24 protein-coding genes are annotated in these 25303 nt (G+C 71.0%); 2 read left to right on the plus strand and 22 right to left on the minus strand.

Features of this window, described 5'->3' with window-relative positions; translation table 11 throughout:
* Window positions 1-20: 20 nt before the first annotated feature.
* Both AC07RM_RS19450 and AC07RM_RS19455 read right to left on the minus strand, forming a co-directional pair.
* Entirely contained in the window at window positions 21-686 is a 666-nt protein-coding gene (locus tag AC07RM_RS19450; RefSeq protein WP_495335550.1) for a biliverdin-producing heme oxygenase, read from the minus strand.
* On the minus strand, window positions 686-1075 hold the full coding sequence (locus AC07RM_RS19455; RefSeq protein ID WP_093344508.1) for a response regulator: 390 nt from the start codon (window positions 1073-1075) through the stop codon (window positions 686-688). Before AC07RM_RS19455 ends, AC07RM_RS19450 begins: the two co-directional genes overlap by 1 nt.
* A 206-nt stretch (window positions 1076-1281) precedes the next feature.
* On the opposite strand from AC07RM_RS19455, the gene AC07RM_RS19460 reads away from it, so the two are divergent.
* Window positions 1282-2013: an ABC transporter substrate-binding protein gene (locus tag AC07RM_RS19460; RefSeq protein WP_093344510.1), complete on the plus strand. Its 732-nt coding sequence runs from the start codon at window positions 1282-1284 to the stop codon at window positions 2011-2013.
* 4 nt (window positions 2014-2017) lie between these two features.
* Here the strand turns inward: AC07RM_RS19460 and AC07RM_RS19465 are convergent, their stop codons facing one another.
* The 20 genes from AC07RM_RS19465 to alaS all read right to left on the minus strand — a co-directional run bounded on the left by AC07RM_RS19465 (window position 2018) and on the right by alaS (window position 24141).
* Window positions 2018-3340, minus strand: coding sequence for an MFS transporter (locus AC07RM_RS19465; protein ID WP_495335551.1), 1323 nt, complete (start codon window positions 3338-3340; stop codon window positions 2018-2020).
* Between the two features lie 26 nt (window positions 3341-3366).
* Window positions 3367-4473, minus strand: a complete 1107-nt coding sequence (locus AC07RM_RS19470) for a porin (protein WP_495335552.1) — start codon at window positions 4471-4473, stop codon at window positions 3367-3369.
* 48 nt (window positions 4474-4521) lie between these two features.
* Entirely contained in the window at window positions 4522-5490 is a 969-nt protein-coding gene (locus tag AC07RM_RS19475; protein WP_495335553.1) for a PDR/VanB family oxidoreductase, read from the minus strand.
* 17 nt (window positions 5491-5507) lie between these two features.
* Entirely contained in the window at window positions 5508-6554 is a 1047-nt protein-coding gene (locus AC07RM_RS19480; protein ID WP_495335554.1) for a Rieske 2Fe-2S domain-containing protein, read from the minus strand.
* 10 nt (window positions 6555-6564) lie between these two features.
* On the minus strand, window positions 6565-6786 hold the full coding sequence (locus AC07RM_RS19485; protein ID WP_057595700.1) for a recombinase-like helix-turn-helix domain-containing protein: 222 nt from the start codon (window positions 6784-6786) through the stop codon (window positions 6565-6567).
* A gap of 29 nt (window positions 6787-6815) precedes the next feature.
* On the minus strand, window positions 6816-7994 hold the full coding sequence (locus AC07RM_RS19490) for an FAD-dependent monooxygenase (protein WP_495335555.1): 1179 nt from the start codon (window positions 7992-7994) through the stop codon (window positions 6816-6818).
* A gap of 31 nt (window positions 7995-8025) precedes the next feature.
* Window positions 8026-9012, minus strand: coding sequence for a Bug family tripartite tricarboxylate transporter substrate binding protein (locus AC07RM_RS19495; RefSeq protein ID WP_495335556.1), 987 nt, complete (start codon window positions 9010-9012; stop codon window positions 8026-8028).
* 14 nt (window positions 9013-9026) lie between these two features.
* The gene (locus tag AC07RM_RS19500) at window positions 9027-9998 is read right to left on the minus strand and encodes a VOC family protein (protein ID WP_495335557.1); all 972 of its coding nucleotides are present in this window, start codon (window positions 9996-9998) and stop codon (window positions 9027-9029) included.
* A gap of 13 nt (window positions 9999-10011) precedes the next feature.
* Entirely contained in the window at window positions 10012-11487 is a 1476-nt protein-coding gene (locus tag AC07RM_RS19505; protein ID WP_296793274.1) for an aldehyde dehydrogenase, read from the minus strand.
* Window positions 11488-11495: 8 nt separating this feature from the next.
* Window positions 11496-12293 (minus strand): aspartate dehydrogenase, encoded by a 798-nt coding sequence (locus AC07RM_RS19510; protein ID WP_495335558.1) that lies wholly within the window; start codon window positions 12291-12293, stop codon window positions 11496-11498.
* A 20-nt stretch (window positions 12294-12313) separates the two neighbouring features.
* Entirely contained in the window at window positions 12314-14020 is a 1707-nt protein-coding gene (locus tag AC07RM_RS19515) for a thiamine pyrophosphate-binding protein (protein WP_057595706.1), read from the minus strand.
* A complete protein-coding gene (locus tag AC07RM_RS19520; RefSeq protein ID WP_495335559.1) occupies window positions 14013-14849 on the minus strand; it encodes an SDR family oxidoreductase in 837 nt (278 codons plus the stop codon). Before AC07RM_RS19520 ends, AC07RM_RS19515 begins: the two co-directional genes overlap by 8 nt.
* A 5-nt stretch (window positions 14850-14854) precedes the next feature.
* Window positions 14855-15691, minus strand: coding sequence for an IclR family transcriptional regulator (locus tag AC07RM_RS19525; RefSeq protein ID WP_093344539.1), 837 nt, complete (start codon window positions 15689-15691; stop codon window positions 14855-14857).
* 38 nt (window positions 15692-15729) lie between these two features.
* Entirely contained in the window at window positions 15730-16587 is an 858-nt protein-coding gene (locus tag AC07RM_RS19530) for an alpha/beta fold hydrolase (protein ID WP_495335733.1), read from the minus strand.
* 11 nt (window positions 16588-16598) lie between these two features.
* The gene (locus AC07RM_RS19535) at window positions 16599-17147 is read right to left on the minus strand and encodes a cupin domain-containing protein (protein WP_495335560.1); all 549 of its coding nucleotides are present in this window, start codon (window positions 17145-17147) and stop codon (window positions 16599-16601) included.
* Between the two features lie 33 nt (window positions 17148-17180).
* Window positions 17181-17996, minus strand: a complete 816-nt coding sequence (locus AC07RM_RS19540) for an SDR family oxidoreductase (protein WP_057595710.1) — start codon at window positions 17994-17996, stop codon at window positions 17181-17183.
* Window positions 17997-18003: 7 nt separating this feature from the next.
* The gene (locus tag AC07RM_RS19545) at window positions 18004-18987 is read right to left on the minus strand and encodes a Bug family tripartite tricarboxylate transporter substrate binding protein (protein ID WP_208511935.1); all 984 of its coding nucleotides are present in this window, start codon (window positions 18985-18987) and stop codon (window positions 18004-18006) included.
* Between the two features lie 187 nt (window positions 18988-19174).
* On the minus strand, window positions 19175-20431 hold the full coding sequence (locus AC07RM_RS19550; protein WP_495335561.1) for a D-amino acid dehydrogenase: 1257 nt from the start codon (window positions 20429-20431) through the stop codon (window positions 19175-19177).
* A 52-nt stretch (window positions 20432-20483) separates the two neighbouring features.
* Window positions 20484-21500 (minus strand): 2-dehydropantoate 2-reductase, encoded by a 1017-nt coding sequence (locus AC07RM_RS19555; RefSeq protein WP_495335562.1) that lies wholly within the window; start codon window positions 21498-21500, stop codon window positions 20484-20486.
* 16 nt (window positions 21501-21516) lie between these two features.
* Window positions 21517-24141 carry an alanine--tRNA ligase gene (gene alaS / locus AC07RM_RS19560; protein WP_495335563.1) on the minus strand — a complete coding sequence of 875 codons (2625 nt, stop codon included), beginning with the start codon at window positions 24139-24141 and terminating at the stop codon, window positions 21517-21519.
* 298 nt (window positions 24142-24439) lie between these two features.
* Between alaS and AC07RM_RS19565 the strand changes: the two genes are divergently transcribed.
* Complete coding sequence (locus tag AC07RM_RS19565) at window positions 24440-25264, plus strand: ferritin-like domain-containing protein (RefSeq protein ID WP_495335564.1); 825 nt, start codon at window positions 24440-24442, stop codon at window positions 25262-25264.
* Window positions 25265-25303 lie beyond the last annotated feature (39 nt).

The raw sequence follows: 25303 nt of genomic DNA on the forward strand, positions 1-25303 counted from the left end.
GCCGCTTCGTCGGCCGATTCCTACCCGGCATGCAGGCTGGCGGCGCGGCTTGGGGACGGCGCGGTTCCGCCGTCGCGCGCGAGGCCGAAGCACGGCATCAGCGCCTCGAAGCCCGCCACCGCGCCGCGCTGCGCCGACTGCACGGCCGCGCGGTCGCGCAGCGCCTCGCCGAGCTGGGCGACGAAGCGGCGCCAGTGCGCGGGCGTGCCGTCCTCGGCACCGACGGGCGCGAAGTAGCGCATCGGATGCGGCGCGAGCCGCGGCGCCAGCCGGCGGTGCATCACGCTGCCGCCGAGCCGCGAGCCTTCGACCACGTAGGCCAGGCCCCAGGCGAAGCCGGGGTCGGCGGCCTGCGCGGCGAGCGCCGCGCAGGCCGGCAGGGCGGGCGGCGTGGCCGGCCCGGCCGCCTGCGCATCGCGCAGATCGCGCAGGTCGAGTTCGAGCGCCTCGAGGCGCAGCGCGAGCTGCCGCGCCACCGCCTCGAGCGCCGCGACGCCCGAGGCCGCCAGCGCGCTCCGCACGGCCCCCAGCCAGGGCCGCAGCGCGCGCAGGTGCTCGGCATAGTCGGCCAGCGTGGCGTCCTCGCCGCCAATGCGCAGCCGGCTGTCGAGCGCATGGTGCAGTTCGCGCGTGGCCTCGCGCAGCGGCTGCAGCGCGGCCGAGGCGGCCGGTCCGGGCGCCGCCATCAGCGCGCGCCCGGGGCCTCGGCCCCGAGTCCGGCGCAGAACGAGAAGAAGTCGTCGAGCCCGGCCGACTTGTCGAACACCGCGTCGGCGCCGAGCTCGCGCGCCCAGCCCGCGATGTCGTCGGTGCCGTAGTTGGTCAGCACCACCACGCGCTGGCCGGCGCGGCGCTCGCGGTAGCGCTTGACGATCCCGAGGCCCGAGCCTTCCTCGAGGAACAGGTCGACCACCAGCAGCTCCCAGGGCGGATCGCAAGCGTCGAGCCGCTCGATGGCCTCGGCCTCGGTGGCGGCCGTGCCCACCAGCAGGATGTCGGCTTCGTCCTCCATGGCGGCGATCAGGTTGTGGCGGATGAGGGGGTTGTCTTCGACGAGAAAGGTGGAGATCGGCACGATGGGCGACAGCCTCGGTATTTTTTTTCGGATGCAGCGAGCCTACGCGATAGGGCTGAATATCCGGTGAGCGAGAACCTTCAGCCCAAGTAGGAATTTCGGCCGCCCGGGCGCGCCGGACGGCGGGCGACCGGCGGGCCCGGCGCCGCGCCCGTAAACTCCAGGGCCGCGCCGGCCGCTCGCGCGCCTCCCTCCGACGGACTGCCATGACCCAGATCTCCCCCGCCCTCGTCACCGCCTTCGCGCCCAGCGGCACGCTGCGCGCCTCGATCAACCTCGGCAACCCGATCCTCGCCAACAAGCACCCGGTGAGCTACCAGCCGGTCGGCGTGTCGATCGACCTGGCCCACGAGTTCGCGCGCCGCCTCGGCGTGGGCGTCGAGCTGGTGGTGTTCGACAAGGCCGCGGCCTCGGTCGACGCGGTCCGGGCCGAGCGCGCCGACATCGGCTTCTTCGCGATCGACCCGGCGCGCAGCGAGGGCCTGCGCTTCACCGCGCCCTACGTGCTGATCGAGGGCAGCTACCTGGTGCGCGACGGCTCCGAGCTGCAGGACAACGCCGAGGTCGACACCCCCGGCCACCGCATCGCGGTCGGCGCGGGCAGCGCCTACGACCTGTTCCTCACGCGCGAGATCCACCAGGCCGAGCTGGTGCGCGTGCAGGGCGCGCAGGCCGTGCTCTCGGCGCTGCGCGCGGGCCAGGTCGACGTGGCCGCCGGCATCCGCCAGTTGCTCGAGACCGAGGCGCAGCGCTCCTCGGGCGTGCGCCTGCTGCCGGGCCGCTTCATGGTGATCCAGCAGGCCATGGGCACGCCGGCCAGCCGCGGCGCCGAGGCCCAGGCCCTGCTCGCGGCCTTCGTCGAGGAGATGAAGGCCAGCGGCTTCGTGGCCGAGGCGCTGCAGCGCCACGGCATCGAGGGCGCGAGCGTCGCGCCCTGATGAACTAGGACACCCGGGGCACGGCCTCCGCGCGGCCGGCCGCCTCCGGCGCGCGGTCGCGCCGCCACAGCGCCAGCCCGCAGCCGAACACCACCACCTGGGTGCCGATCAGCAGCGCGAAGCCCGCGAAGAAGCCCCCCGCCGATCCGCCGCCGGCGCCATGGCCCGCCGCGCCGGCCGACGAGAGCGCGCCGATCACCCCGCCCATCAGCACCGGCATGAAGCCCGCCACCAGGCTGCCCACGCCGTTGGTCACGCCGAAGGCGCTGGCCGTGTGCTCGGGCCGCGCGCAGTGCTGCACCGTGCTCGGGATCGCCGGGCTCTGCAGGCCCCAGAAGAAATTCGCCGCCACCAGGCAGCAGGCCGCCACGTAGGGATCGTGCGCGCTGATCGCCAGCAGCACCGACAGCGCCACGCCCGCGCTGGCGCCCATGAAGATGAAGGGCACGCGCGCGCGGCCCAGCCGGTCGACCAGCACGCCGCCCACGAACACCGCGAGCACGGTCGCGTACTGCGGCAGCGAGGCCAGCCAGCCCATCTCGCGCAGCGAGAAGCCGCGCGCCTCGCGCAGGTAGGTCGGCAGCCAGTTGCTGCTGCCCCAAAGGTAGGCCAGCGCGGCCGAGGTCAGCAGCGTGATCAGGAACAGGTGGCGCGTCTGCAGCGCGCCCTTCACGATGCCGCCCACGCGCGCCATCGCGTCGCCGAAGGACTTCGGAGCTATCGCGTCGCCCTGCCCCGCCGGCATGCGCACGAAGGCCAGCACCAGCGGAATGCCCAGCACGATGTTGAGCACGCCCAGCACGTGGAACGAGGTGTCCCAGGCGTACTGCGCGAGCAGCCAGCCCACGAGCGGGAAGCCCAGCGCCAGCCCGAGCCCGGTGCCCATGTTGACGATCGCGTTGGGCTTGCCGTTCTCGTCGCCGCGGAAATGCGCCTTGATGTACGACGAGGCCAGCGAGAACAGCGGCCCTTCCGATACGCCCAGCAGCACGCGCGAGGCCAGCAGCAGCCCGTAGCTGTGGAACAGCGGCGAGGCCCAGGTCACCACGCCCCAGAGCACCAGCCCGAAGATCAGGCTGCGCCGCACGCCGAACAGCGCCGAGCAGAACGGCGTGAGCACGAAGGCCGAGATGCCGTAGCCCAGCATGAAGGCCGTCGCCAGGAAGCCCTGGCGCACCCGGTCGTCCGGCGCGAGACCCACGTGGCGCAGGAAGTCGGCGTCGGTGATCAGCACCGCGATGTTGATGCGGTCCACGTAGGAGATCGCGACGATCAGGAACAGCGTGATCACGCCGTACCAGCGGAGGTTCTTGCTCTGGCTTCGCATGGGACTTTCCGGGCGCGTTCGCCCTCTCAGAACATGTGGCGCATGCCGAACTCGGTGCCGCTCGAGGACCGGTTCGGCGCCGTGATCGCGCCCGTGAGGGCCGCGGCCGCGCCGTTGCTGTTGCTGATGCGCGCCACGGTCGCATAGAGCGCGGTGCGCTTCGACAGGTTGTGCACGTAGCCCAGCGCGAGCTTCGACGAGGTGGGATTGCGCAGCGCGCCGAAGGGCTCGAGCCGGTAGCGCGCGTACGAGCCCTTGATCTCGCCGGGCCCGATCGGCAGGTGGAAGCCGATCAGCGCGCCCTTGGCATCGGTGGAGCCCTTCGACTCGCCGTAGAGCTCGCCCGTGAGCTTGAAATTCATCAGCGACGGGCCGAAGGTGTAGGAGGCGCCGAGGTTGGTCACGCGCAGGTCGCCGCTCGCGTAGCGCGTCCTGCCGGTCGCCAACGCGATGTTGAAGCCGCCGTCGGCATAGCCCACGCGCAGGCCGGCGTGGTTGCCGTCGCGCTTGTTCGACACCAGCGTGCCCGGCAGCACCGAGGTCGACTCGTTCTCGCCCATCGCGTACATCACCTGGCCGTAGAAGCCGCCGAGGCCGCCCGGCAGCAGGTAGCCCACGCTGTTCGAAGCGCGCGTGCCGGTCGGCGCCGTCAGGCCACCCAGCCCCGAGAAGTAGAGCTGGTTGGCGCCGATGCCGCCGCCGGTGCCGAAGGGGTCGTAGATCGCGGTGTTCCAGAACGCCGGCACGTAGTCGCGGCCCAGGCGGATCTCGCCGAACGGCCCCGCGAAGCTCACGGTGGCGCGGCGGTTGAAGCTCAGCACGCCGGGCGTGCCGTTGCCGCTGGCCTGGTTGTTCGAGTTCGAGGGGAAGCCCAGCGCGCTGTCGTTCTGCAGCCCCATCTCGAGCCAGAAGCTCGCCGACAGCCCGCCGCCGAGGTCCTCGGTGCCGCGAAAGCCGAGCCGGCTGAACATGTTGCCGCTGTTCGTGAGCTGCGTCTTGCTGCCCGCGCCGGGCCCGCTGCCGCGCGTGTAGGTGACGGCGGCATCGACCACGCCGAAGATCGTGAGGGAGGATTGGGCCAGCGCTCCGCCAGCCGCGCTGATCGAAACCAGCGTGAGCAAGTACTTTTTCATGGAATGTCTCGGGTGGTTTTTCTTCTGGCCTGAGGCCTGGGAGGGGAATCAGATATCGAGCACCAGGCGCGCGCTCTTGCAGCGCGACACGCAGATCATCATGGTCTTGTTGGCCGCGCGTTCGGCCTTGGTGAGGATGCCGTCGTGGTGGTCGATCTCGCCTTCGAGCACGGCCGTCTCGCAGGCGCCGCAGACGCCTTCCTTGCAGCTGTGGTCGGGGTCGAGGCCGGCATCGATCAGGCTGTCGAGGATCGACTTGCCCGCGGGCACCTCGATCTCGCGCCCGCTCTTCGCGCAGGCCACCACGCAGCCCTGCGTCGCGGCCGGTGCCTCCACGTGCACGGCGGCGAAACGCTCGATGTGCACGTTGGCACAGGCGAGCTGCTCGCAGCTGCGTTCGAAGGCATCGAGCATCGGCGTGGGCCCGCAGCAGTAGTAGTGGCTGTCGGTGCCGCGCCCGGCCAGCAGCTTCGCGAGATCGGGCGGCGCGCCCTGCTCGTCGTCGAAGTGCCAGCTCAGTTCGATGGCCTTCTCGCGCGCCAGCGCCTCGATGGCCTCGACGAAGGCCGCTTCCTTGCGGCTGCGCGCGCAATAGACCAGCTCGACCGGCCGCCCGAGCGACGCGAGCCGCTGAAGCATGCACCAGATGGGAGTGACGCCGATGCCGCCGGCCACCAGCACCGAGCGCCGAGCATCCTCCTCGAGCGCGAAGTTGTTGCGCGGCGCCGAGATCGGCAGGGTCATGCCCACGCGCAGCTGCTGGTGCACGTAGCGCGAGCCGCCGCGGCTCTTGCGGTCGTTGAGCACGCCCACCACGTAGCGCTGGCGGTCGCTGGCCGGGTTGCACAGCGAGTAGCTGCGCACCAGGCCGTTGGGCAGGTGCAGGTCGATGTGCGAGCCGGCCTCGAAGGCGGGAAAGTCCACCGCGGGCGTGGCCGGCCGGAACTCGACGCTCACGATGCCGTCGGCCTCGTAGCGCATCGTGTGCACGAGGGCGTTCAGCGTGGGAGAAGACATGGCGATGGCTTCCTCGCTCAGGCGGTGACCGGCTCGGCCGCTTGCGCGAGCTGCGCCACCGCCAGGTTGCGCATGTGGCGGCGCAGCCGCACGATGCCCAGGTCGTGCTGATAGAGGTTCTCGTGCTGGTTGGCGTCGGCCTCCATCTCCTCGAGCATCACGCGGTCCTGCTCGAGCACGTGCCAGTGGCGCGCCTCGAGCCGGTTGCGGTAGAGGAAGCGCCAGGTGTCGCGCTGCCAGCCCGGCGCCAGCTTGCGCACGCGCCAGAAGAAGGTGGCGGTCATGCCCTTCACGATCGGCGCGAAGGCGCCGACGATGATGAAGTTGCCGCCGGGGCCGCCGGTCTTCGGATACGGGATCTCCAGCCGCATCCAGTGGATGCCGGTGTCGGCCCATTCGGTCCAGTCGAAGTTGACGTTGCGCTGGCCTTCCTTCTCGAACACGAAGCCGATGTCGGTCGGCCGGATGCCGAACTTGGCGCTCGAGTCGCCCTCGGCCATCGAGTGCGACTGCTTGTGCAGGTAGGTGCCGTGCATCGGGTCCATCACGTTGTCGAGCACGTAGCGGTAGTCGCCCTTCCACTCGGTGTAGCAGAGGAAGCTCGAATACTCGGCGTCGTCGGTCAGTTGCTCGGGCAGCACCAGCGGCGGCGGCACGTCGACCGGCTCCTTCGCGTTGTAGAGGAACACGGCCCCGGCGCGCTCCTGCACGTGGAAGTGCCGCGTGGCCTTCGAGCCCTCGAGCTTGCAGCCCGGGCTGCCGGGCACGCGCGTGACCACGCCGTCGTGCCGCACCTCCACGCCGTGGTAGGGGCAGGAGAGCCGGTCGCCGAGCACCACGCCCTGCGACAGCGGCGCGCCGCGGTGCGGGCAGCGGTCCTCGAGCGCATGCAGCACGCCCTCGCCGTCGCGCCACAGCGCGAGCTTGCGGCCCAGGCGGCGCAGCGAGACGGGGTTCTCCTTGATGAAGTGCGAGGGGCAGATCGGATACCAGAGGTCCTTGAGGCCGATCTCGAGCAGGTGGTCGACCGGGTCGGCGGGAACGGGTTGGATGGCGATGCTCATGGGTGTCTCCTCAGCCGGCCAGCGTGGCCATTTCCTTGCGGTACAGCGCCTCGGTCCAGGCCAGGCCGCCGGGCGTGGCCAGGCCGCTGTCGTTGAGCCGCTGCACCAGGCCCGGCAGGTCGTGGATGCCGTCGGCGAAGGCGCGCTCGATCACGTCGCCCAGCAGGTCTTCGTAGGTGGTGGCCGGGCGCTGGCGCGCCTGGTGCGGTTGCAGGTAGCGGTCTTGTGGCATGGGGTCCTCCGTGGGTGAGGTGGAATTCTTCAAACGGTCGCGGCCATCGAGGCCATCGAGGCCATCGCGGGCGTCGCCAGCGGCGCGGTCCAGGCGTCGTAGCCGTAGACCCAGTCGGCGTTGCCGCCCTCGCGCAGCCAGTTGTTGCCGCGCGAGCCGAGCTGCACCTGGCTGGCGCGCTCGATGCGGGCGGTCTCGAAGTCGGCCAGCGCGGCGGCGACGCCGTCCATCGCCACGCCCTCGAGATGGCGCGCGAGCACCACCGCATCCTCGATCGCCATGCCCGCGCCCTGCGCCATGAACGGCAGCATCGGGTGCGCGGCATCGCCGATCAGCGCCATGCGACCCTGCGCCCAGGCGGGCATCGGGTCGCGTTCGTAGAGCGCGGTCTTGAGCACCGTGTCGCAGGCATCGAGCAGCGCGCGCGCCTCGGGGTGGTAGGCCGTGTACTGCGCGCGCAGCTCGTCCACGTCGCCGGGCGCGGTCCAGGACTCGAGCTGCCAGCTGTCCTGCGGCGTGGTCGCGAAGATGAAGATGTCCTTGCCGCGGTTGAGCGGGAAGGTGACGATCTGGCTCTGCGGATTCGGCCCCCACCACTTGGTGAAGGCGCCGAGGTTCGGCAGGCCGGCCACGCGTTCAGCGGGCACCACGGCGCGGTAGGCCACGATGCCGGTGAAGCGCGGGCTCTCGGCGCCGAACATCGCATTGCGCACGCAGGAGTGGATGCCGTCGGCGCCGATCAGCGCGCCCACGCGGGCCTCGCTGCCGTCGGTGAAGGAGATCGTCACGCCGTCCTCGTCGGCCGCGATGCGCTCGGCGCGCCTGGCCAATGCCACGCGCTCGGCCGGGAACATCTGGGCCAGCGCGGCCAGCAGGTCGGCGCGGTGGATCGTGAGCTGCGGCGCGCCATAGCGTGCCTCGGCCGATTCGGCCATCTCGAGGCGCGAGGTCTCCGCGCCGCTGTCGTAGGTGCGGCTGATGCGGTGCGAGGGCCGCGCCGCGGTCACGCGGGCCGCCTCGCCGACGCCGAGGCCGTCGAGCGCGCGCACCGCGTTGGGCGTGAGGTTGATGTCGGCGCCGACGCGCGCGAACTGCTTCGCCTGCTCGAACACGACCACGTCGTGGCCGGCGCGGCGCAGCGCGATGGCGGCGGCCAGGCCGCCGATGCCGGCGCCGACGATGCCGATGGTGGATTCGCTGGTGTTCATGGGTCTGTGTCTCTTCTCTCTTGTTCGCGGCTTACTCGGCCACTATGTTTCGCGCCTTGACTATCCGGGCCCAGACGGCCGTCTCGTCGCGGATGTGCGCGGCGAACTCGGCCGGCTTCATCGCGGCGCCGGTCATGCCCTGCGCCTTCAGGCGCTCGCGCACCTCGGGCTGGGCCAGCATCTCGGCCGCGTCCTTCGCGAGCTGGTCGACCACCGCCGCCGGCGTGCCGCGCGGCGCCATCAGGCCGTACCACGAGGTCACGGCCACGCCCTGGATCCCCTGCTCCGCCAAGGTGGGGATGTCGGGCGCGGCGGGGCTGCGCACGGCCTCGGTCACGCCGAGCGCGATCAGCTTGCCGTTGCCGATGAACGGCAGGGTCGCGGGCAGGTTGCTGAACATCAGCGGCACCGAGCCGCCGAGCACGTCGTTGAGCGCGGGTGGCGTGCCCTTGTAGGGCACGTGCAGCAGGTCGATGCCGGCCTGCTGCTTGAACAGCTCGCCCGCCAGGTGCAGCCCGCTGCCCACGCCCGGCGAGGCGTACGACAGCGTGCCGGGCTTGGCCTTGGCCTGCGCCACCAGCTCCTTCACGCTCCTGATGCCCGAGGCCGGCGATGCCACCAGCACGTTGGGCGCCTTGGCCAGCATGGTGATCGGCACGAAGTCCTTCTGCATGTCGAACGGGAAGTTCGGCATCAGCGTGGGATTGATCGTGACGTTGCCGGCCGGGATCACCAGCAGCGTGTGGCCGTCGCCCTTGGCGCGCTTGACCTTCTCCATGCCGATGTTGCCGGCCGCGCCGACCTGGTTGTCGACCACGGCCGCCTGCCCATAGCGCTTGGCGAGGCCGTCGGACAGCACGCGCGCCAGCGTGTCGACCGGCCCGCCCGGCGGGAACGGCGAGACGATGGTGAAGCGCTCGGCGGCGAGCTGTTTGTGCACATCGCTTTGCGCAGCCGCGGGCAAGGCGATGGCGGCCAGTGATGCGAACAGGAGGGAGAAACAGAAGCGTCGTTGCATGGTGATCGGAACCGTTATTTCTTCTCGGTGAGGAAGGCGCCCTTCGGCCCCTCCGCGTTCTTCTGGCGCCGCGTGTGGCCGTCGAGGCCGCCATCGACCGCCCATTCGGCGAACACCGTCGGCCCCGGCTCGAACTCGCGCGGCTGCCACTCGGCCGTGAGCTGGTCCTCGTCGGCGTAGTACTCGATCAGGCCGCCGGCCGGGTTCCTGAAGTACCAGAAGTAGGCCGAGGAGACCGGGTGCCGGCCCGGACCGAGCTGCGTGTCCCAGCCCTGGCGCGAGAAGTGCAGCCCGCCGCCGAACACCTCGTGGATGTCGCGCACCGTGAAGGCCACGTGGTTGAGCCCGCGCTTGCCCGAGGGGATCTGCAGCAGGAACAGGTCGTGGTGGCCGCCGTCGGGAGCGCAGCGCATGAAGGCGCCGCGGTTGGGATAGCTGTCGGAGCCGACGAAGCCGAAGCGCTCGGCATAGAAGGCGCTCGTGGCCTTCACGTCGCCGACGAAGAACACCACGTGGCCGACCTCGATCGGCGTCGCGCGCTCGTAGATCGGCGCGGGCTGGTTGAGGCGCGGCTTGGCGTTCCAGGTGTTCATCGCGCCGCAGTCGACCTCGACGGCATGCTTGCGGCTCACCTGCAGGCGCACGGCCAGGCCGTTGGGATCGATGCAGCCGATGCGGCGCGCGCCATCGATGCTGGCGTCGAGGAAGCCCGGATCGTTCGCGATGGCGGTGGCATAGCGCTCGAGGTCGGCCTCGCTCTCCACGCCCCACACCACTTCGCGCAGGGTCGGGCCCTCCTCCATCGCGGGCGGCAGGTTCGCGTCGTCCAACGCCGCAACGACGACCCGGCAGCCGTTGAGGCACTCGAAGACGAGTTCGCCGGGCGCCTCGGACTTCAGCGCGAGGCCCCAGTCCTCGAAGAAGCGGCGGCAGGTGGGCAGGTCGTCCGCCCCGTAGGTGATCTGGTCGATGCCTAGAACGCTCATGGTGTGGCCCTGTTCAGTTCGCCCACGCGAGCGGTTGTTCGTTGGTGCCCCAGTACATGCTCTTCTGCTCCATGTACTGGAAGATGCCTTCGCGGCCCTTCTCGCGGCCCAGGCCGCTGTCGCGCCAGCCGCCGAAGGGCGTGGAGACCGAGAACTGCTTGTAGGTGTTGACCCAGACCGTGCCGGCCTGCACCGCGCGGCCCAGCTTCCAGGCGCGCTTGAAGTCGCGGCTCCAGACGCCCGCGGCCAGCGCATAGACGCTGTCGTTGGCCTGCGCGATCAGCGAGGCTTCGTCGTCGAAGGGCATCGCGACCAGCACCGGGCCGAAGATCTCCTCCTGGCTGGTGCGCGCGCCGTTGTCCAGGCCTTCGATGATGGTCGGCCGATAGAAGTAGCCGCTGTCGTAGCCGGCGCCCTGCGGGCGCACGCCGCCGGTGCGGATGCGGCCGCCCTCGGACACGCCGAGCTCGACGTAGCGCTCGATGCCCTCGCGGTGCTTCGCCGTGATCAGCGGGCCCATCTGCGTGCGCTCCGAGGCCGGGTCGCCCACGCGCAGCGCGTTCGCGCCCTCGGCCAGCCGCGTGAGGAACTCGTCGTAGATGCCGCGCGCCACGAACAGCCGCGAGCCCGCGATGCACGATTCGCCCGACGAGCTGAAGATGCCGTAGAGCACGCCGTTGACCGCATGGTCGAGGTCCGCGTCCTCGAGCACCATGGTCGGCGACTTGCCGCCGAGCTCGAGCGACACCGGCATCATCTTGTCGGCCGCGATGTGGGCGATGTGCCGGCCGGTGGTGGTGCCACCGGTGAAGGACACGCGCTTGACCAGCGGATGCTTCGTGATCGCATCGCCGATCACCGAGCCGCGGCCCGGCAACACGCTGACGATGCCCCTGGGCACGCCGGCCTGTTCGCAGATGCGCGCCAGTTCGAGCGCCATCAGCGGCGTGACCTCGGCGGGCTTCACCACCACGGCATTGCCGGCCGCCAGCGCGGGCGCGAGCTTCTGCGCCTCGCTCGCGATCGGCGAGTTCCACGGCGTGATCGCCGCGACCACGCCCATGGGCTCGTGCACGCTCATCGTGACGAAGGCGCCGCGCGACGGGGTGATGCTTTCCTCGAGCGTCTCGAGCGCGGCCGCGAAGAACTGGAAGGTGCCCGCGGCGCTCGCCACGAGGTTGCGCGTCTCGTTGATCGGCTTGCCGTTGTCGAGGCGCTGCTTCTGCGCCAGCGACTCGGCCTCGTCGCGGATCAGCTGCGCCACGCGGTGCAGCACGGTGGCGCGCTCGTGCGGCAGGCGCTGGGCCCAGCCGCTGGTGCGGAAGGCCCGGTCGGCGCCCGCGATGGCCTCCTCGACGTCAGCCAGGCTCGCGGCGCGCAGGCGCGCGATCGGTTCGCCCGTGGCCGGGTACAGGCTTTCGTAGATGTCGCCACCGCCCAGGCGCCATTCGCCGGCGATGCAGATCGGAAGAAGTTCGGAAGAAATCATGGGGTGGCTCAGATGGCGAGCGCCGCGACGCGGTTGCGCAGCGCGCGCACTGCGCTGTAGACGGTCAGCGCGGAGGTCTTGGGATTGGCCGCGAGCGGCTTGTTGCGCATGGTCAGCTCGAAGCTGCCGAAGGCGCCCTCGGCTTCGACGGTGTGCACGTTCTCGGCGGTGGCCGGGTCGGCGATCAGCCGCACCTGCGTGCGGTCGAGCCCCAGCCCCGCGAGCGAGACGGTGGCCGCCACGTTGGCGTTCTTCGGAAAGAGCAAGGCCGCCTCGCGCGCGCTGCCCTCGAAGATGACGGTGGCCTGCGCCAGCGCATCGAGGTCGCGGCCCTGCTCGGCCGGCGTGCCCTTCCAGGCCTTCGGCGGCTTGCGGCCGGTGTAGCGCACGCTGGCCAGGCCGCCGATGCGGGCCGCGGCCAGCGCGTCGATCGCGCCGATGGCGCCCGGGATCAGCTGCACCTGGGTGCGGCCCGCGACCGCCGCGGCCTCGAGCCGTTCGGCGAAGCCGGCCGCCGACAGCGCGCCCACCGAGGCGACCACGCAGGGCGTGCCGCGTTCCAGCGCCGGCAGCACGTGCTGCTCGATGGCCGCATGGCCCGCGGTCTCGACCACGAGGTCGATGCCTTCGGCCGGCACCGCGGCGAGCACCCGCGCATCGGGCGCGGCGCGGCGCGCGGCGTCGGCGCCCTCGGCGGGCACGACGACGGTCGTCACCTTCAGGGCCGGGTCGTCGCGCAGCAGCTCGAGCACCGCGGTGCCGATGGCGCCGCAGCCGACCAGGGCGATGCGCGTGGGGGCGGTCATGGATCGGGTCTCGCTCGCTGTCACTTGGCCGTGCCGAGCGCGGGAATCTGCGTGACCGTGTTGGTCGGCGGGCCCGCGAAGCTGGTCTTGAAGCCGCCGATCGACAGCATGTCGATCTCGAGCAGGAAGGGGCCGTCGGTGGACAGCGCCTCGTCGAGCCGCGCCGGCAGCTCGGCCAGGTCCTTCACGCGCGCATGCGGCAGCGCGATCGACCGGCACAGCAGTTCGTAGTCGGGCGTGTGCAGCTCGGCATAGCACTGGCGGCCGCCGTACTGCGCGTCCTGGATGTTCTTGATCACGCCATAGCTCTGGTCGTTCATCAGCACGATGGCCATCGGCGCCTTCTCCTGCACCATGCAGGCCAGCTCGCCCAAGTTGAGGATGAAGCCGCCGTCGCCGGCCAGGCAGAAGGTCTTGCGGCCCGAACCGGTGACCGCGGCGCCGATGGCCGCGCCGATCGCCATCGGCATGCCCTGCCCGATGCCGCCGCCCGTGGCATGCACGCCGGCGCTCGGTTCGAAGATGCGCAGCTCGCGGTTGCCCCAGGTGCTGTTCGAGACGGTCACGTCGCGCACCCAGTTGAACTGGCGGCCGGCCGCCGACTGCAGGCGGCGCACGAGTTCGGCGTAGGGCCCGAGGCCGTCGCGCAGCGTGGCCACCGCCTGCTCGTGCGCGGCACGCAGGTCGACCAGCAGTTGCGGATCGGCGCGGTAGCCCGCCGCCTCGAGGCGATCGGCCAGTCCCTCCAGCGCGAGCGCCGAGTCGCCGCAGACGAAGGCCTCGGAGGCATAGCAGCGGCCTTCGGCGGCCGCGTCGGCATCGATGCGGTAGAGCGGGCGCGGCAGCTTGAGTTCGTACTTGAGCGTCTCGTTGCCGCGCAGCCGCGAGCCGACGACCAGCAGCGCATCGCAGCTCTGGTAGAAGGCCTCGACCGGCTTCTGGATGTTGTAGGCGCCGAGCGAGCCGGCATCGTCCTCGGGCACGGTGCCGCGGCCCTGCGTGGTCGTGACCACGCCGAAGCCCAGCTTCTGCAGTCGCTGGATCGCGGCGCGGGCATGGCGCGCGCCGCCGCCGATCCACAGCAGCGGACGCTTCGCGGCGGCGAGCCGCGCGGCCAGCGCGTCGAGCCCGGCCGCCGAGGGCACGGGCCGCTCGATGGGCAGCGGCGACAGGTCGGCCGGCATGGTGGTCAGCGCCGACTGGATGTCGATCGGGATCTCCACGCTGACCGGGCCGGTGGGCGCCGTCAGCGCGAGCTGCACCGCGCGCTTGAGCGTGCCGAGCACGGTCTCGACGCTGCGCACGCGCAGCGCCGCTTTCGACACCGCCTTGAGCATGGTGAGCTGGTCGGGCGCCTCGTGGATGTACGACATGCCCTTGTCGAGGTAGGGCGTCTCGATCTGCCCGGTGATGTGCAAGAGCGGCGCGCCGGCGGTCAGCGCCTCGACCAGGCTGCCCGCGATGTTGCCCGCGGCCGGGCCGGTGCTGGTGATGCACACGCCCAGGCTCGCTGTGGAGCGTGCATAGGCGTCGGCCATGTTGCCCGCGCCGGCCTCGCCGCGCGCCGAGACGAAGCGGATCGTGCCGCGCTGCGCGAAGGCATCGAGGATCGGCATGTTGTGGATCGAGATCACGCCGAAGGCGGCCTTGACGCCGCACTGCTCGAGGAAGGCGGCGACGACCGCGCCGACGGTCACGGGGCTGTTGTTGTTCTGGGGGTTATGCATGGCGGGAGTGGCCTCCGGAGATGTCGATGTGGCTGCCGGTCGTGTACGACGCGAGCGGCGAGGCCAGGAAAAGAATCGCGCGCGCGGCTTCGGTCGGAAGCCCCAGGCGACCCAGCGGGATGTGTTTGGTCTTGGCGAGCTGGCCGCTCCAGGCGCCCCAGTCCTGCGACTTGTCTTCGCGCGCCTCGAAGCGGCGGCGCCACTGGCCCGACTCGACCAGGCCGATCAGGATGCCGTTGACGCGCACGCCCTGCGGCGCGAACTCGGTCGCCATCGAGCGCACCAGGTTCAGCAGGCCCGCGCGCGCGGCCGAGGTCGCGACCATGTGCGGCTCGGGCTGGCGCGCCAGCAGCGAGTTGGCGCAGACGATGGCGGCATCGCCGAGCACGGCGCGCTGCGCCGCGAGCTGCGGCAGGAAGGCGCGCGTGGGATGGATCACGGAGAAGAACTTCAGGTGCAGCTCCTGCGTCCATGCCTCGTCGTCGGTGTCGGCGAAGGTCGAGACCCGGCCCTGCCCCGCGTTGTTGACCAGCATCGACGCCGGGCCGAGCGCGGCCTCGCTGGCGGCCGCGAAGGCGCGCACCGCGGCGGCATCGAGCACGTCGCAGGGCTGCGCGAACAGCCGCGCCTCGGGAAAGCGCGCGCGCAGGCCGGCCACGGCGCCATCGAGCCGCTCGGCATTGCGGCCGCACAGCGCGACCGCGGCGCCGCAGGCCAGCAGCAGCTCGACCGTGGCCAGGCCGATGCCCGACGACCCGCCCGTGACCACGGCCACGCGGCCGGCCAGCGCATCGGCGGCGAAGAAGGAAGAGGAAGAGGAAGCAGCCATGGGTCTCAGGCGCTGCGCAGCGGCACCACCTTGGCGGCGCGCGCGGGCGAGTAGTTGAGCAGGCCCGAGATCTCGTCGGCCGTGCCGCGCACGCGCTGCACCATCTCGTCCATGCGGTTCTCGTCGATGTGGCCCGAGGTGATGGTGGCGCCCAGCGCCGCCACGATGTGGCCGCCGTGGTCGCGCACCGGCGCGGCGATGGTCGAGATGTTCGATTCGAAGAAGCCCTCGCCGAGCACGTAGCCGCGCTGGCGGTCGGCCTGCACCATGTCGAACAGCTCGTTGACGGTCTTCGGCGTGCTCGGCGAGAAGGTCTCGAGCTTGTCCTCGGGATAGAGGGCGCGCAGCTGCGGCAGGGTCAGGTCTTCCAGCAGGATGCGGCCCAGCACCGTGGCATGGGCCGGCAGCCGCGTGCCCACGGTGACCGAGCTCGCGAAGGGCGTGGGCGGCGCGACCTTGGCGACGTAGACGATCGAGCGGCCGTCGCGCACCACCAGGTTGCAGGGCGTGCGCAGCTCCTCGCAGAGGCGGTTGAGCAGCGGCGTGCCGAGCTGCGTGAGCTCGAGCGAGGCCAGGTATTCGAAGCCCAGGCGCAGCACGGCCAGGCCCAGGCGGTAGTCGCGCCCGCCCTCGGCGCGCTCGAGGAAGCCCATGTTCTCGAGCGTGGTGAGCAGGCGGAACACGGTCGAGCGCGGCAGGTCGAAGCGGCGCGCCAGCTCGGGCGCCGAGAGCGTGCGGCTCTCGCGGCTGAACTCGCACAGCACGCGCAGTCCGCGCTCGAGCGCGGGCACGTTGTAGCGGTCCGCGCCTTCGTCCATCGCGTCGTTGTCGTTGGTGGCCATGTCTCTTGATTTCCTTCGTTGGATAGGGGTGATGGCGCTCAGTGCGCGAGCGATTCGCGCAGCAGCGCGGCGACGGCCCGCGGTTGCTCCACGTAGCCGGCGTGGCCCGCATCGTCCACCAATTCGAGCGCCACGCCGCAGCGCCGCGCCACTTCCTCGCAAGCCGCGGCCGGCGTGACCGCATCGAGCGCGCCGCAGGCCACGCGCACCGGCATCGGCGGCGGCAGCTCGGCCAGCAGGTCGGCGTTGCACAGCAGCTCGACGGCCTGGCGGTAGCCGCGGTCGTTCAGGCGCGCCATGTTCCAGCGCACCCATTGGCGCGCGGACTCGCTGGCCTGGTCGGACACCAGCCGGCCCGCGCGCTGCGCGGCCATGCCGGCGATGCCGAGCTGGTCGAGCGTGGCGAGCCGCTCGGCGCGGACCTTGGCGCGCGCCTGCGCGCGCTGCGCGGCGCCGTAGCCGATCGCGGGGCTGACCAGCAGCAGCCGGCGGATGCGCACATCGCGGCGCGCGGCCGCGGCGGCGACGATCGCGCCGAGCGAATGGCCGAGCAGCACGCAGGTGTCGATCGCCAGCGCATCGAGCAAGGCGCCCAGGCGCGCCGCGTAGTCGGCGGCCGCCGGTGCATCGGGCTCGAGCGGCGTCGATGCGCCGTAGCCCGGTGCATCCCAGGCGATCAGGCGCGCCTCGGGCGCGAGCAGTTCGGCGACCTCGAGCCACGAGGCCGCGCCCGAGCCGATGCCATGCAGGCAGACGATCGCCGGGCCCTGCCCGCGTTCGCGCACCGACACCACGGCGCCGCCCGCGACCGCGACCTCGCGGGCCGCGAAGCGCGCATCGAGCCGCGCCAGCTCGGCAGCGGGCGGCATCGAGGCCTGGGTATCGATGGTCTGCACGGCCGTCGCGCTCAACGCTTGATCTTGGCCAGCGGGTGGTCGGCCGGATAGGTCGGCGTGACCGGCTTCTTGGCGCCGAGCATCACGCACATCAGCGCGTCCTCGTCGCCGATGTTGATCTCCTCGCGGTAGACGCCGGGCGGCACCGAGATCAGGTCGCGGTCGGTCATGATGGTCTCGAAGCGCTCGCCGTCCTTCTCGATCACCACCTTGAGCTTGCCGCGGATCAGGAAGAACACTTCCTCCACGTCGGTGTGCAGGTGCGGCGGGCCTTCGTGGCCGGCCGGGATCACCATGGTCGAGAAGGTGAAGTGCTCGGCCGGCACGGTGTTGACGTCCTTGGCGACGCCGGTACCACCCGTGCCCACGTAGCGCATCTGGGCGCGGCGGAACTTGGGATCGAAATCGGCCTGGAACTTCAGCGCGTCCCAGTCGTACTTGCGGGTCGAATAGCGCGCGATGCGGCTGTCCATCCACTCGGCGAGGCTGCTGCCTGCGGGCTGCGCCAGGCTGTTGCTGCCGGCATTGTTGATCTTTTGCTGTTCGGACAGATCGCTCATGGTGTGGGACTCCTGGGTCGAAGAGGAAGGGATTCAGTGCATCGCGAAGCCGCCGTTCACGGCCAGCAACTGGCCGGTCACGAAGCGCGCGAGGCCGGAGAGCAGGAACACGGTGGCGCCGCAGACGTCGGCCGCCTGCTGTTCGCGCGGGATGGCGCGGCCCTCGAGGTATTTCTGGTGGCGCGCCATCGGCACGTACTCGGTGGCCTCGACCAGCGTGAGGCCCGGCGCCACGGCGTTGACGGTGATGCCGTCGCCGCCCCATTCGCGCGCCAGCGAGCGCGTCATGGAGATCACCGCGCCCTTGCTCGAGGCATAGGCCAGCAGGTTGGGCGCGCCCCACAGCGCGGTGTCGGAGGCGAGGTTGACGACGGCGCCGCGGCCGCTGTCGGCCAGCGCCGCGCGGCAGGCACGGCCCATGAGCCAGCTGCCGCGCACGTTGACGGCCATCACGCGGTCCCACGTGTCGATCTCGAGCTGGTGCGCGTCGCGGCCGCCCGAGTTGGTGATGGCCGCGTTGTTGACCAGGCCGTCGAGCCCGCCGAGCAGGCGGATCGCCTCGGCGGCGCCGGCCTCGATCGAGGCGGGGTCCGCGAGATCGATGGCCAGCGCATGCGCCTGGCGGCCGGCGTCGCGCAGCGCCTTGGCTTCGCTTTCGGCCTGCTCGCCGAGGATGTCGGCCAGCACCACGCCGGCACCGGCCGCGGCGATGCACTGCGCGAAGGCGAGGCCGAGGCCGCGCGCGCCGCCGGTGACGAGCACGCGGCGGCCGGCCAGCAGGTTGGCCGGCAGTTCGGCCAGCAGCGCCTGCAGGCTGGCGGGATCGGCGGTGGTCTTGAGTTCGGTCATGGCGGGTTCAGTCGGCCTGGATGCCGAGCTCCTTGATGACCTTGCCGAAGCGCGCGTAGTCGGCGGCATTGGTCTTGCCGAGCACCTCGGCCTCGCCGCCCACGGGCGTGGTGCCGAGCACGGCCATGCGCGAGACGATCTCGGGCATGCGGAGGATCTCGTTGAAGTGGCCGTTGAGCGTCTTCACGATCTCGGGCGGCAGGTTGCGCGGGCCCCAGAGGCCGTTCCAGGCCGTCACCTCAACGTCCTTGTAGCCCTGCTCGGCCAGCGTCGGCACGTTGGGCGCGAGCGGCGTGCGCTGGGCCGAGGCCACGGCCAGCGCGCGCAGCTTGCCGTTGGCGAAGTACGGCGCCACCGGGCCCAGCGTGATGAAGGTGACGGGCACGTGGCCGCCGAGCACGTCGTTGACCGCCGGCGCCACGCCCTTGTAGGGCACGTGCGCGAGGCTGGCGCCCGAGGCGCGCGCGAACATCTCGCCGAGGATGTGCATCGGCGAGCCGCTGCCCGGGCTCGCGTAGCCGAGCGGTTTGCCGGGCTTGGCCGCGGCCACCGCGTCCTTCAGGCTCGCGAAGCCGCTGCCGGCGCCGGCCACCAGGAACAGCGGCTGGCTGCCGGTCTGCACGATCGGCGTGAAGCCCGCGAGCACGTCGTAGCCCGAGGTGCCGCCGGTCTTGAGCACCAGCTGCGCGATCGAGAAGGTGCTGGGCGCGAGCAGCAGCGTGTAGCCGTCGGGCGCGGCCTTCGACACGAAGGCGCTGCCGATGATGCCGCTGGCGCCCGGCCGGTTGTCGACCAGCACCGGCTGGCCGACGCGCGTGGCGAGCTTCTCGGCGAACAGCCGCGCGAGCGCGTCGGTGTCGCCGCCGGCCGGGTAGGCGACCACCAGCGTGATCGGCTTGGCCGGATAGGCGTCGGCCCAGGCGGACCCGGTGGCGCTGGCGGCGGCCGCGCAGACGGCGGCGGCGAGGGCGTGGCGGCGAGTGAGGGGCATGGATTCGTGGGTCCGGGTGGATCGTTGTTGTTTCACTAACGAAACAACGATTTATTAATGGAACGCCACGAAGGATAACGAACGAGACAACTTCATGACTAGGTAGAAACCCTAGTAGGCTTTGCCCATGCGAAAACAGGGCGGCTCCTTCCGGAATCGCCCTGCCCGCGCGTCGTACCGGCGCCGTTCAGCCGCCGTAGCGCGCGACCGTCAGGCCTTCCATGTCGATCGCTGGCGCGCGCCCTCCGACCAGGTCGGCCATCACGCGGCCGGTGCCGGCCGCCATGGTCCAGCCCAGCGTGCCGTGGCCCGTGCTCAGCAGCAGGTTCGGCAGCCGGCAGGCGCCGATCACGGGCGTGCCGTCGGGCGTCATCGGGCGCAGGCCGGTCCAGAAGCTGGCCGTGCCCACGTCGCCGCCGCGCGGGAACAGATCGGTCACCACGTGCTCGAGCGTGTCGCGCCGGCCGGCATCGAGGCGCAGGTCGAAGCCCGAGAGCTGGGCCGTGCCGCCGACGCGGATGCGCTCGCCGAGCCGGGTCACGGCCACCTTGAAGGTCTCGTCCATCACGGTGGATTCGGGCGCGCCCGCCGGATCGGCGATCGGCACCGTGATCGAGAAGCCCTTGACCGGGTACACCGGCAGGTCGATGCCCAGCGGCCTGGCGAGCGCGGGCGAGTAGCTGCCGAGCGCGAGCACGTAGCGGTCGGCGACGAAGCGCCCGGCGTCGGTGCGCACCGCGGTCACGCCGCCGCCGTCGTGCTCGATGGCCTCGATGTTCGCGCCGAAGCGGAAGCTGGCGCCATGGCCCTCGGCCAGCACCGCGAGCGCCTGCGTGAACTTGAAGCAGTCGCCGGTCTCGTCGCCCGGCAGCCGCAGGCCGCCGACGAACTTCTCGCGCACCGCGGCCAGCGCGGGCTCGTACGCCACGCAGCCGTCGCGGTCGAGCAGCTGGTAGGGCACGCCCGAGGCCTTCAGCACCTCGACGTCCTTGGCGCTGCCGTCAAGCTGCTGCTGGCTGCGAAACAGCTGCAGCGTGCCCTGCATGCGCTCGTCGTAGGCGATGCCGGTGTCGGCGCGCAGCGCCTTCAGGCAGTCGCGGCTGTATTCGGCCAGCCGCACCATGCGCGCCTTGTTGACCTCGTAGCGCGCCTGCGTGCAGTTGCGCAGCATCGCGAGCCCCCAGCGCCACATGGCCGGGTCGAGCATCGGCTTGATGACCAGCGGGCTGTGCTGCATCAGCATCCACTTGACGGCCTTGAGCGGCACGCCGGGCCCGGCCCAGGGCGCCGAATAGCCGGGCGAGACCTCGCCCGCATTGGCGAAGCTGGTTTCGAGCGCCGGCGCCGGCTGGCGCTCGAGCACCGTCACCTCGTGGCCGTCGCGCGCCAGGTAATACGCCACCGAGGTGCCGATGACACCGCTGCCCAGGACCAGAACCCGCATCGAAGACCTCCCGCTGCCGAAGCCGGCATGCCGCGAGGGTACAGCGGCGCGGCTACAGCTTCAAAGCGTCCTGCAGTTCGGAGGCCGACCAGCGCCGCGGCGAGCGCGGCCAGGCCTCGAGCAGCTCGAGCATGCGCGCGTTGCGCGGTGCCTCGAGCCCGCAGGCCTCGGCCAACCGCACGATCTCGCCGCTGAGCGCATCGATCTCGGTGCGCCGGCCGAGCGCGAGGTCGTCGGCCATGCTGGAGCGCGCCTTGGCATCGATGCGCAGCATGCGCGCGGCGACGATGCGGAACAGCCAGTCGGGCAGCCGCAGCAGGCCCGGCAGCCGGCGCGGCGGCACGGCCGTGACCTGGGCCGGCGCGATGCCGGCCTGGCGCAGCACGCGCAGGCCCTCGTCCATCAGCGCCGCGAAGCAGCGCCGGTAGCCGCGCTGCATCAGCTGCTCGCGCAGCGGCAGGCCCGACAGCGCATTGACCGGGTTGTTGAGGTTGATCAGCAGCTTGCCCCACTGGATCGGCCGCAGGTCGGCATGCAGGTCGAGCGGCACACCGGCACGCTCGAACACCGGCAGCCAGGGCCGCAGCGCCGCGTCGTCGCGCGCCGCGAGCCGGCCCGGCGTGCCGCGGTGGAAGGCACCGGGGCCGAGCTCGGCGACGTTGTAGGGCACCATCGCCGGCACCACGTTGAGCGTGGGACCGGCCTCGGACGCGACCGCCGCATTCGACACGCCGTTCTGCAGCGAGACCACCAGCGTGCCCGCGGGCAGCGCGAAGGCCAGCTCGGCCGCCGCCTCGGCGGTGGCGCCGCTCTTGACGCTGAGCAGCACCAGCGCGGGCTTGATGCCGCTGGGGACCCGGTCGATCAGGTGCAGGCCGGCGGCCGGCAATCGGTGGCTGCGGCCTTCGAGATCGGTCAGGGCCAGGCCCTGCGCGGCCAGCGCCTGCAGGACGCGCGAACGACCGACGAAGGTGACCGGCACGCCGGCCGCCGCGAGGCTGCCGCCGACGAAGCAGCCGATGGTGCCCGCACCCATCACGAGGACTTCGCCGGGCACCGTGTCGTTCATCGCGAGGGCGCCCGGATCAGAGGCGTTCGCTCACCCAGGCCTGCACCGACTGCAGCGCCGCGGGCAGCGCCGCGGCATCGGTGCCGCCGGCCATCGCCAGGTCGGGCTTGCCGCCGCCCTTGCCGCCCACCTGCTGGGCCACGAAGTTGACCAGCTCGCCGGCCTTGACCTTGCCCATCGCGTCGGCCGTGACGCCAGCCGCGATCTGCACCTTGGCACCGTCGACCGCGGCCAGCACGATGGCGGCGCTCTTGAGCTTGTCCTTGAGCTTGTCCATGGTGTCGCGCAGCGTCTTGGCGTCGGCGCCATCGAGCTTGGCGGCCAGCACCTTCACGCCCTTGATCTCGATGGCCTGCGCCAGCAGCTCGTCGCCCTTGGAGGAAGCGAGCTTGCCCTTGAGCGAACCGACCTCGCGCTCGAGCGCGCGGATCTGCTCGAGCACCTGGCCGAGGCGGCCCTGCAGCTCGGCGGCCGGCGCCTTGAGCGTGGCGGCCGCGCTGTGCACGGTGGATTCGAGGTCCTGCAGGTAGGCCAGCGCGTTGGCGCCGGTGATGGCTTCCACCCGGCGCACGCCGGCGGCCACGCCGCCTTCGCTCACGATCTTGAACAGGCCGATGTCGCCGGTGCGCGCCACGTGCGTGCCGCCGCAGAGTTCGCGGCTCGAGCCGATGTCGAGCACGCGCACGGTCTCGCCGTACTTCTCGCCGAACAGCATCGTCGCGCCGGTCTTCTGGGCCGATTCCATGTCCATCACGCGCGCCTGCGTGGCGGCGTTGGCGAGGATCTCGGCATTCACGCGCTGCTCGATCTCGAGGATCTGCTCGCGCGTGACCGGTGCGTTGTGCGCGAAGTCGAAGCGCGTCTTGTCGGCATCGACCAGCGAGCCCTTCTGCTGCACGTGGCCGCCGAGCACCTCGCGCAGCGCCTTGTGCATCAGGTGGGTGACCGAGTGGTTGCGCATGGTGGCGGCACGGCGCGCGCCGTCGACCGCGGCCTTGACGCTGTCGCCGACCTTGAGCGTGCCCTGGGTCTGCGTGCCGTGGTGGCCGTAGACGTCGGCCTTGATCTTGAGCGTGTCCTCGACGCCGAACTGCACGCCCTCGGCGATGAGCACGCCCTGGTCGCCGACCTGGCCGCCGCTCTCGGCATAGAACGGGGTGGTGTCGAGCACCACGATGCCGCTCTGGCCTTCCTTGAGTTCCTGCACGGCCGAGCCTTCGAGGTACAGCGCCAGCACCTTGGCCGCTTCCTCGAGGTGTTCGTAGCCGGTGAAGACGTTGCCCGCGCCGCTGTATTCGACCGCGCGCTCCATCTTGAACTTGCCGCCCGCGCGGCCGGCTTCCTTCTGGCGCCGCATCGCGTCGTTGAAGCCGTCCTCGTCGACCTGCACGTCGCGCTCGCGGCAGACGTCCTGCGTCAGGTCGAGCGGGAAGCCGAAGGTGTCGTGCAGCTTGAAGGCCACGTCGCCCGGCAGGGTCTTCACGCCGCCGGCCAGCGCCGAATCGAGGATTTCCATGCCGATCGCCAGCGTCTCGAAGAAGCGCTCTTCCTCGGCCTTGAGCGTGTCGGTGATCTGCTTCTCGTCGGCCACCAGCTTCGGATAGGCCTCGCCCATCAGGCGGGCCAGGTCGGGCACCAGCTTGTGGAAGAAGGGCTTCTTCTGGCCCAGCTTGTAGCCGTGGCGGATCGCGCGGCGGATGATGCGCCGCTGCACGTAGCCGCGGCCCTCGTTCGAGGGGATCACGCCGTCGGCCACCAGGAAGGCGGTGGCGCGGATGTGGTCGGCGATCACCTTGAGCGAGTTGTTCGCGAGGTCCTTCTCGCCGGTCTCGCGCGCGGCGGCCTTGATCAGCGCGTCGAAGATGTCGATCTCGTAGTTGCTGTGCACGTGCTGCAGGATCGCCGCCAGGCGTTCGAGGCCCATGCCGGTGTCGACGCAGGGCGCGGGCAGCTTGACGACGCTGCCGTCGGGCTGCATGTCGAACTGCATGAACACGTGGTTCCAGATCTCGATGAAGCGGTCGCCGTCTTCCTCGGGGCTGCCCGGAGGGCCGCCGGGGATGTGCGGGCCGTGGTCGTAGAAGATCTCGGAGCACGGGCCGCAGGGGCCGGTGTCGGCCATCATCCAGAAGTTGTCGGACTTGTACTTGCCGCCCTTGTTGTCGCCGATGCGGATCACGCGCTCGGGCGGCAGGCCGATTTCCTTGGTCCAGATGTCGAAGGCCTCGTCGTCCTCGTGGTAGACGGTGGCCAGCAGGCGCTCGGGCGGCAGCTTGAAGACCTGCGTGAGCAGTTCCCAGCCCCAGTGCAGCGACTCGCGCTTGAAGTAGTCGCCGAAGCTCCAGTTGCCCAGCATCTCGAAGAAGGTGTGGTGGCGCGCGGTGTAGCCCACGTTCTCGAGGTCGTTGTGCTTGCCGCCGGCGCGCAGGCAGGCCTGGACCGAGGCGGCGCGCACGTAGGGGCGCTTGTCTTCGCCGAGGAACACGTCCTTGAACTGCACCATGCCCGAGTTGGTGAACATCAGCGTCGGGTCGTTGCCCGGCACCAGCGGGCTCGAGGCCACCACCGTGTGGCCCTTGGAGGCGAAGAAATCGAGAAAGGTCTTGCGGATGTCCGCGACAGTGAATGTGGGCTGGCTCATCTTTGGATTCGTCTTCTGTCGAGGGCGGCGCGGCGATGGCGACCCTCATGTCGAACCCACTGCGGCGAACCGGCCTAACTGCTTGATTTGCTTGAACAATCGATTATAGGTTTGGCGCCCGCCGGGCGGCCCGGCCGGATGCAATCCCCCGTCTCGACCCAGGCTCCCCCGGCGCGGCCCGCCCTGCACGCTCCCGGACACGGGGCTAATATGCGCCCTGACGCGAATCCGGCGACCGACGAGAACCAAAACCGGCCGGGCTCCTCCTATTCATCTGGACATGAATCAAGGAACACGCATGGCAAGCCACGAGGTGGAAGCGCACTGGACGATCGAAGACCTCGACTTCTCGCGCATCGCGCTCGACAGAGTGCGCTCCGACGAGAACCTCTTCTACCTGGTGGCCGCCGCCTCCTTCATCGAAAGCGGGTCGGACCTCTACACCCACAACCTGGTCGATTTCTTTCGTGGCGATGAGGAAGTCACCGCCTGGCTCAGCACCCAGTGGGAACAGGAGGAGCTGCAGCATGGCAAGGCGCTGCGCGCCTACGTCGAGTACGTCTGGCCCGAGTTTCCCTGGGAGCAGGCCTACCGCGGCTTCCTCGAGGAGTACGCCACCTACTGCAAGGTCGAGCTGCTGGCGCCCACGCGCGGCCTCGAGATGAGCGCGCGCTGCGTGGTCGAGACCGGCACCGCCACCTACTACAAAGCCATGGCCCGCAGCACCGACGAGCCCGTGCTGCACGACCTCGCGACGCGCATCGCGACCGACGAGGTCAACCACTACAAGCACTTCTACCGCTTCTTCCGCCGCTACCGCGAGCAGGAGCGGCTGGGCCGCTTCCGCGTGCTCGGCACCATCGGCCGGCGCACGCTGGAACTCAAGAGCGAGGACGCCGACTGCGCGATCCGCCACGTGGTGCGCGCGCGTTCGCCCGAGCGCGCCGACGATGCCGCCTACGTGCGCGGCCTCGGCGCCACCATGAACCGCACCATCCGCACCCACCTGAGCCCGGGCGCCACGCTCAAGATGCTGATGCGTCCGCTCGAACTGCCCGCGCGCGTGCAGACGGTGATGCAGTACCCGATCCAGCAGTTCATGCAGCACGTGTTCCTGCGCTGAGGCCAAGCGCACGCATGCGCGCGAGGCCATCCATTCACG

This window comes from Variovorax sp. GW821-FHT09B05 (genome assembly GCF_059418265.1).

What these genes read in the sequence shown, in the direction of transcription:
- AC07RM_RS19460 (WP_093344510.1), top strand. Translation starts at nt 1,282, where the DNA reads ATGACCCAGATCTCCCCCGCCCTCGTCACCGCCTTCGCGCCCAGCGGC.
- AC07RM_RS19470 (WP_495335552.1), bottom strand. Translation starts at nt 4,473, where the DNA reads ATGAAAAAGTACTTGCTCACGCTGGTTTCGATCAGCGCGGCTGGCGGA.
- AC07RM_RS19505 (WP_296793274.1), bottom strand. Translation starts at nt 11,487, where the DNA reads ATGATTTCTTCCGAACTTCTTCCGATCTGCATCGCCGGCGAATGGCGC.
- alaS (WP_495335563.1), bottom strand. Translation starts at nt 24,141, where the DNA reads ATGAGCCAGCCCACATTCACTGTCGCGGACATCCGCAAGACCTTTCTC.
- AC07RM_RS19475 (WP_495335553.1), bottom strand. Translation starts at nt 5,490, where the DNA reads ATGTCTTCTCCCACGCTGAACGCCCTCGTGCACACGATGCGCTACGAG.
- AC07RM_RS19520 (WP_495335559.1), bottom strand. Translation starts at nt 14,849, where the DNA reads ATGGCTGCTTCCTCTTCCTCTTCCTTCTTCGCCGCCGATGCGCTGGCC.
- AC07RM_RS19565 (WP_495335564.1), top strand. Translation starts at nt 24,440, where the DNA reads ATGGCAAGCCACGAGGTGGAAGCGCACTGGACGATCGAAGACCTCGAC.
- AC07RM_RS19500 (WP_495335557.1), bottom strand. Translation starts at nt 9,998, where the DNA reads ATGAGCGTTCTAGGCATCGACCAGATCACCTACGGGGCGGACGACCTG.
- AC07RM_RS19550 (WP_495335561.1), bottom strand. Translation starts at nt 20,431, where the DNA reads ATGCGGGTTCTGGTCCTGGGCAGCGGTGTCATCGGCACCTCGGTGGCG.
- AC07RM_RS19450 (WP_495335550.1), bottom strand. Translation starts at nt 686, where the DNA reads ATGGCGGCGCCCGGACCGGCCGCCTCGGCCGCGCTGCAGCCGCTGCGC.
- AC07RM_RS19465 (WP_495335551.1), bottom strand. Translation starts at nt 3,340, where the DNA reads ATGCGAAGCCAGAGCAAGAACCTCCGCTGGTACGGCGTGATCACGCTG.
- AC07RM_RS19545 (WP_208511935.1), bottom strand. Translation starts at nt 18,987, where the DNA reads ATGCCCCTCACTCGCCGCCACGCCCTCGCCGCCGCCGTCTGCGCGGCC.
- AC07RM_RS19510 (WP_495335558.1), bottom strand. Translation starts at nt 12,293, where the DNA reads ATGACCGCCCCCACGCGCATCGCCCTGGTCGGCTGCGGCGCCATCGGC.
- AC07RM_RS19535 (WP_495335560.1), bottom strand. Translation starts at nt 17,147, where the DNA reads ATGAGCGATCTGTCCGAACAGCAAAAGATCAACAATGCCGGCAGCAAC.
- AC07RM_RS19555 (WP_495335562.1), bottom strand. Translation starts at nt 21,500, where the DNA reads ATGAACGACACGGTGCCCGGCGAAGTCCTCGTGATGGGTGCGGGCACC.
- AC07RM_RS19515 (WP_057595706.1), bottom strand. Translation starts at nt 14,020, where the DNA reads ATGCATAACCCCCAGAACAACAACAGCCCCGTGACCGTCGGCGCGGTC.
- AC07RM_RS19490 (WP_495335555.1), bottom strand. Translation starts at nt 7,994, where the DNA reads ATGAACACCAGCGAATCCACCATCGGCATCGTCGGCGCCGGCATCGGC.
- AC07RM_RS19485 (WP_057595700.1), bottom strand. Translation starts at nt 6,786, where the DNA reads ATGCCACAAGACCGCTACCTGCAACCGCACCAGGCGCGCCAGCGCCCG.
- AC07RM_RS19540 (WP_057595710.1), bottom strand. Translation starts at nt 17,996, where the DNA reads ATGACCGAACTCAAGACCACCGCCGATCCCGCCAGCCTGCAGGCGCTG.
- AC07RM_RS19495 (WP_495335556.1), bottom strand. Translation starts at nt 9,012, where the DNA reads ATGCAACGACGCTTCTGTTTCTCCCTCCTGTTCGCATCACTGGCCGCC.
- AC07RM_RS19525 (WP_093344539.1), bottom strand. Translation starts at nt 15,691, where the DNA reads ATGGCCACCAACGACAACGACGCGATGGACGAAGGCGCGGACCGCTAC.
- AC07RM_RS19480 (WP_495335554.1), bottom strand. Translation starts at nt 6,554, where the DNA reads ATGAGCATCGCCATCCAACCCGTTCCCGCCGACCCGGTCGACCACCTG.